Origin of the sequence: Salinivibrio sp. IB282 (assembly GCF_001995685.1) — a bacterium.
Lineage (GTDB): Bacteria > Pseudomonadota > Gammaproteobacteria > Enterobacterales > Vibrionaceae > Salinivibrio > Salinivibrio kushneri.
In genome coordinates, this window is the sequence record NZ_MUET01000017.1 from 57,613 (window position 1) to 63,834 (window position 6,222).

The 6,222-nt window shown below is 49.8% G+C and carries 6 protein-coding genes and 1 pseudogene; 5 read left to right on the top strand and 2 right to left on the bottom strand.

Annotated features, from left to right (window positions below; genetic code table 11):
- Window positions 1–4 precede the first annotated feature (4 nt).
- Entirely contained in the window at window positions 5–1,201 is a 1,197-nt protein-coding gene (locus tag BZG14_RS05635; protein ID WP_077608202.1) for a glycine C-acetyltransferase, read from the bottom strand.
- 194 nt (window positions 1,202–1,395) lie between these two features.
- Entirely contained in the window at window positions 1,396–2,064 is a 669-nt protein-coding gene (locus tag BZG14_RS05640) for a TetR/AcrR family transcriptional regulator (protein ID WP_077608203.1), read from the bottom strand.
- Between the two features lie 103 nt (window positions 2,065–2,167).
- On the opposite strand from BZG14_RS05640, the gene rfaD reads away from it, so the two are divergent.
- The 5 genes and pseudogenes from rfaD to BZG14_RS05665 form a co-directional block, all read left to right on the top strand.
- Complete coding sequence (gene rfaD, locus BZG14_RS05645; RefSeq protein ID WP_077485858.1) at window positions 2,168–3,112, top strand: ADP-glyceromanno-heptose 6-epimerase; 945 nt, start codon at window positions 2,168–2,170, stop codon at window positions 3,110–3,112.
- A 53-nt stretch (window positions 3,113–3,165) separates the two neighbouring features.
- Window positions 3,166–4,146: a lauroyl-Kdo(2)-lipid IV(A) myristoyltransferase gene (gene lpxM / locus BZG14_RS05650; RefSeq protein ID WP_077485860.1), complete on the top strand. Its 981-nt coding sequence runs from the start codon at window positions 3,166–3,168 to the stop codon at window positions 4,144–4,146.
- Window positions 4,143–5,180, top strand: coding sequence for a lipopolysaccharide heptosyltransferase II (gene waaF, locus BZG14_RS05655; RefSeq protein WP_077608204.1), 1,038 nt, complete (start codon window positions 4,143–4,145; stop codon window positions 5,178–5,180). Before lpxM ends, waaF begins: the two co-directional genes overlap by 4 nt.
- Window positions 5,177–5,419, top strand: a pseudogene (locus tag BZG14_RS05660) (glycosyltransferase); the annotation flags it as partial. The gene waaF and the pseudogene BZG14_RS05660, both read left to right, overlap by 4 nt.
- 151 nt (window positions 5,420–5,570) lie before the next feature.
- On the top strand, window positions 5,571–6,222 hold a 652-nt coding region (locus BZG14_RS05665), incomplete at its 3' end, for a glycosyltransferase family 4 protein (RefSeq protein ID WP_443508604.1).

The following is a 6,222-nucleotide window of genomic DNA, read 5'->3' on the forward strand; positions in this document are numbered from 1 at the left end:
GACATTACCCAATCAATTTCATCTCTTTGCCCACTTTGATGAAGGCATCAATGGCACGGTCCAGTTGCTCACGTGTATGCGCGGCTGACATCTGGGTGCGAATACGTGCTTGCCCTTTGGGCACCACTGGGTAGGAGAAGCCCACCACATAGACGCCCTCTTCCATCATCCGCTCGGCAAAATCACTGGCCACTTTGGCATCACCGAGCATCACGGGAATAATGGCATGAGCAGCGCCCGCCAAGGTAAAGCCAGCTTCCGTCATGCGTGCACGGAAGTGTTGGCTGTTATCCCAAAGCTGCTCACGCAAGTGATCACTTTCGGCCAGCATATCCAGTACGCGAATAGAGGCAGATACAATCGCGGGGGCCAGCGAGTTGGAGAAAAGGTAAGGGCGCGAACGTTGACGCAACCAATCAATCACCTCTTTTTTGCCTGAGGTGTAGCCTCCTGAAGCACCGCCCATGGCTTTGCCCAAGGTACCGGTGATGATGTCGACACGATCCATCACTTGATGGTATTCGTGGGTGCCTCGACCGTTCTGACCCATAAAGCCGACCGCATGGGAGTCATCCACCATCACCAACGCGCCATATTGCTCCGCCAGATCGCACACAGCCGGCAAGTTCGCCACCACGCCGTCCATCGAGAAGACACCATCCGTGACAATCAAGATATTGGCCACACCCGCCGCTTTCGCCGCTTTTAACTGGGCTTCCAACTCATCCATATCATTATTGGCATAACGGAAACGCTTGGCTTTACACAAGCGCACGCCATCAATAATTGACGCATGGTTAAGCGCATCAGAAATAATGGCATCGTCTGGGCCGAGAATGGTCTCGAACAATCCCGCATTGGCATCAAAGCATGAGGAATACAGGATGGTATCTTCCATCCCGAGAAAGTCAGATAACTTGGCTTCCAGCGTTTTGTGAGCATCTTGCGTGCCACAAATAAACCGCACCGACGCCATACCAAAGCCATGCTCATCCATCCCTGCTTTGGCAGCGTCTACCAACTCAGGATGGTTGGCGAGGCCCAAATAGTTATTGGCGCAAAAGTTCAGTACCTGCTGTTCATGATTGACGGCGACACTGGCCGCTTGTGGTGAGGTAATAAGGCGTTCACTTTTGTACAAGCCATCAGCTTTAACTTGCTCAAGCTGATGACGGATTTGCTGGTAGAAGGCAGCCGTCATCGCAATCTCCATGCTGGTGATGATTACTTTTGGAAGGCCGCCGCACACATTGTGTACGACGAATGAATGCTTGCTATCATGGCACGTTCGCGTGTTTTGTGCCAACAAGGGGCGCGAGACAGTGATTCATATCGTGTAATCACTGGCAAGCTGGACGAATATCGCGCAATGCGATCACCGCCTAGAGAGATAGCTCAGTTCAATGTATCCAGTGAGCGTGAGTCTTGGCGAACTAACTGCTGCTCGTAGTGGTCTATTAACGCAGTGATGGCCATTTGTCCCTGTGCCGATGTCAGCGGGTGAAGCAATGCCAACATCTGCAAAATACCTTTGTAGATCACCCCTGCATGAATTTGCGTTTGGGGAGCTTGTGCACTTTGATAAAAAATCCAGCTCGACGCCACTTGCTTAAGCGTTTCTCCCACCGCAGACAAAGCGCTGTCGTTGAGGCTCAGCCAACCGGCTTGCCGATAGTGGTGCAAGATGGTCATCAAGTTGGTTTGCAGCTGTTGCTGCGCTCCCAGGTATTTTTGCTGCAGTGCATCGTCTCGGCGCAAAATGTCCGGCAAATTGGCGTAAAAAAATCGATAACGCCACATCAAGCTAAAGGTCGCGTCGAGATAGTGCTGCAATAAAGCTTGGGTATCGTCACGAGGCTGACTAGGATCAAAGGCAAAGGCAAGATCTTGCGCGTATTGGTCGAATATACTGTGTATAATCGCTTCTTTATTACGGAAGTGATAGTAAAGGTTGCCCGGGCTTATCCCGAGATCTGCCGCGATATGGTTGGTGGTGATATTCGGCTCACCATGTTGATTGAATAAAGCCAGTGCAGCATGGATAATTCGGTCTCGGGTTTTCATGTATGGTTCAGTCCTCTGYCCGGTTGATGCGCAACCATACTATCACAGTCAACAGTAATGGCGACGGGGTCTGTCGTCAGATAAAGATGAATTAGGTAACGATATGATTTTTGTGACTGGTGGTGCTGGCATGATTGGCAGCAACTTAGTAAAAGCACTGAACGAGCAAGGCTACCGTGACATCGTGGTCGTCGATAACCTCAAAGACGGCACCAAATTCGTTAACCTGGTTGACCTCGACATTGCAGATTATATGGATAAGGAAGATTTCCTTACCCAAATCATGGCCGGTGAAAATTTCGGCCCGATCGAAGCCATTTTCCACCAAGGTGCCTGCTCGGCCACCACAGAGTGGGATGGCAAATACATGATGCTCAACAACTACGAGTACTCCAAAGAGCTGTTGCATTATTGTATTGATCGCGATATCCCCTTTCTTTATGCCTCGTCAGCGGCTACTTATGGCGGACGTGACAGTGACTTTATTGAAGCGCCAGAGTATGAAGGCGCGCTGAATGTGTACGGGTATTCCAAACAGCAATTCGACAACTATGTCCGTCGCGTGCAAGAAGATGCTAAGGCCCATGGCGAGGCACTGCCACCGATTACGGGCTTCCGCTACTTTAATGTGTATGGTCCGCGCGAGCAGCACAAAGGCAGCATGGCGTCAGTGGCTTATCACCTCAATCAACAAATTCTAAAAGGTGAAAACCCTAAACTTTTTGAGGGTAGTGATACGTTCAAGCGTGACTTTGTCTATGTCGGTGATGTCTGCGCAATGAACATTTGGTTCTGGCAACAACAGATCAGCGGTATTTACAACTGCGGTACCGGTCGTGCCGAGCCCTTTAGCGCCGTTGCCAACGCGGTGATTGACTTCCACGGTCAAGGAGAGATAGAGGAAATCCCCTTTCCCGACCACCTAAAAGGTCGCTACCAAGCCTACACACAAGCCGATCTGACCAAGGTACGTGAAGCGGGATACACGGCATCCTTTAAGACAGTGGCAGAAGGTGTCGCCGCTTACCTAGCCGAAATCAATCGCTAATATAATGATGTTTACGCCAAGCCGTGACGCTTGGCGTATGAGAAAATCGAATAATGACAAAACAGCGACCCGATTACGATCCAAATGCCTATAACCCCGAATTTTCGCGTGCCTTCCTCGCACCGAAATATTGGGGCACCTGGCTGATGTTATTGGCTGCCTTGCCAATCTGTTTGTTGGTGCCTGCGCGAGCAAAGTATCGCTTTGCCCAATGGGTGGCACGCAAACTGGTGAAAAAGAAAAAAGGCACGATTTTGAATGCATGGCTCAACCTTGAAGCCTGCTTTCCCGAGAAATCCGCGCAAGCGCGTGAGACCGTATTAATCGACACCTTGACCACCGCCGGGGCTTTTTTGCTGAGCTTTCCGCTGATCACCTTGCGCAGTCGCCAGTGGTTTCAGGACCACTGTGATGTGATTGGCATGGAACATATTACTCGGCACACTGATAACGACGAAGCGGTGATCCTCTTTGTGCCGCATACTTGGGCCATTGATGCCGCCGCGATTTTATTTGCCTCTCAAGGGCTCCCCGTGGCGGCATTCTCAAAACGGCAAAAAAATCAGCTGCTGGACTGGCTCATGCACCGTCAACGCGTGCAATATGGCGGCAATTGTTATGAGCGCGAAGCAGGGATTAAGCCCTTTATCCGCGCAGTTAAACGCGGCTTTTTGGGCTACTACTTGCCCGACGAAGATATGCGCGATGAGAGCAGCGAGTTTGTGCCGTTTTTTGCTACCACCAAAGCGACCTTGCCCAGCCTCGGGAAATTAAGCAAAGTCACCCGCTCGCATATCGTGCCTGTGCTATCTGGCTTTGATGCCAAAACCGGCCGGTTTGTCATTACCATCCATCCAGCATTTAGCGAGTTTCCAACCGGTGATAGCAAAACGGACGCCCACATGATGAACCAACACATCGAAACCATGCTCGAGGGTCAATACGACCAATACATGTGGATCCTAAAACTGCTCCGCACACGCGAAGACGGCCGTAATATCTACCAAGAGGCAAAAAGGAAACGGGCATCATGACACGAGTACTCGTCATTGGCCCGTCTTGGGTCGGCGATATGGTGATGTCGCAATCACTGTATAAAGCCATCAAACAACAACACCCTGACGCCACCATTGACGTGATGGCGCCTGGATGGTGCGCCCCTATTTTGGCGCGTATGCCAGAAGTTAATCGCAGTATCGACATGCCACTGGGTCATGGAGAATTTGCACTCGGTAAGCGCTACCAATTAGGTAAACGCTTAGCAAAACATGGCTATGACCATGCCTATGTATTGCCTAATTCCGCCAAATCGGCGCTGATCCCTTGGTTTGCTGGGATCCCAACACGTACCGGTTGGAAAGGTGAAATGCGTTATGGTTTGCTCAACGACCTGCGTCCCAATAAAAAAGCGTTTCAATATATGGTTGAGCGCTATGTTGCCCTGGCACACCCACGCGCCACGATGCAAAGTTCGGTCTCACTCGGTGGCCTTGAAGGCCTACCAAAACCTGAATTAACCATTGATCCTGACGCACAAGCGGCTGTGATCACTAAGCTGGGCTTAAACCAAGATAGACCCATAGTGGGTCTTTGCCCGGGTGCCGAGTTCGGCCCAGCCAAAAAGTGGCCTGAGCAACACTATGCCGAGGTCGCTCGCCAGATGCATGCTAAGGGGTTTCAAGTTTGGCTGTTTGGCTCAGCCAAAGATATCGACACCTGTGAAAAAATTGCCGCCCTTGCCAACAACGCACCGAATATTCATGTGTTAGCGGGTAAAACCAATTTAATTGAGGCTGTTGATCTATTAGGCGCTTGCCAAACCGTCGTCAGTAATGACTCCGGCTTGATGCACATCGCCGCGGCGGTCAACTGCCAGGTCATTGCCATTTATGGCTCAACGTCCCCCGATTACACGCCGCCTTTAACCAGTAAGGTCGACATTGTGCATACAGATATTGAATGTCGCCCTTGCTTTCAACGCGAATGTCCACTTGGGCATTTGAAGTGTTTAAAGGAWTTGGACCCTAGCCGCGTTATTTCTTTAATAAAAATGGATAAAGCGTCATGAGTGAAGGGAATACAACCGTTGCCGTTGCACTTATCGTTAAAAACGAGGCACATAACATTGATCTATGTTTGCAGTCTGTATGCAATTGGGTGGATGAAATCGTTGTACTGGACGCGGGAAGTTCAGATAACACAACTGAAATAGCTAAACAGTATACGGATAAAGTCTACGTAGCTTCAGACTGGCGTGGGTTTGGAAAACAACGCCAGCGCGCTCAATCACCGCAACATGTGATCTGGTCCATGTCCACGAAGGCCGAGCGATTTATTGGGCATTGCTCCAGCGCTTATTACACAATGTGCCTTATATCGTGACACGCCGCATTAATAATCCTTTAAAGAAAAAGTGGTTATCTCAACTTGCATACGCGAAGCGAGTGCCCTGGTCGGTTTGAGTTCGGAGATCATCCATCAACTAGAAAAACGTTACCCTGATGCCAAGTTAGTCAAAATTCCTAGCTCTCCTGTCACCTACCCTGTATCGCAAGATAAGGTTGAGAAAATCAAAGCGCAATTTCATGGGAAGTTCTTAGTGATTCATGCCGCCAATATGTATGCGCATAAAGGCTTTGATGTCACGATAGAAGCGGCACGGTTACTTGGTAACACATCGCCCAACATCCAGTTTTGTTTGCTTGGTGATGGTAAAGAGCGTGAAGCGTTAGCGCTTCAAGCGAAAGGACTCAGCAACGTTCACTTTGCTGGTAAACAAACGAATATGGGCGATTGGTTCGCAGCGGCCGATTTACTCGTCCACCCTTCCTATTCAGAAGGCTTAGGCTCGGTCATTTTAGAAGCAATGGCAGCCGGGCTCCCTGTTGTTGCAACGCGTGCTGGCGGGATCCCTGATATCATCACACATAGTGTATCTGGACGGCTTATCGAAGTGGGAGACGCTGATCAACTAGCGAGCTCTATCAAAGATATAGCCAATGATACGACTCTTAGAAACCGCCTTATTGTCGGTAGTCTCGAACAAGCTAAAGCCTGTGATATCAATCAAACCGTCCTAACCTATCAATCTCTATACCAAACGATAAAAG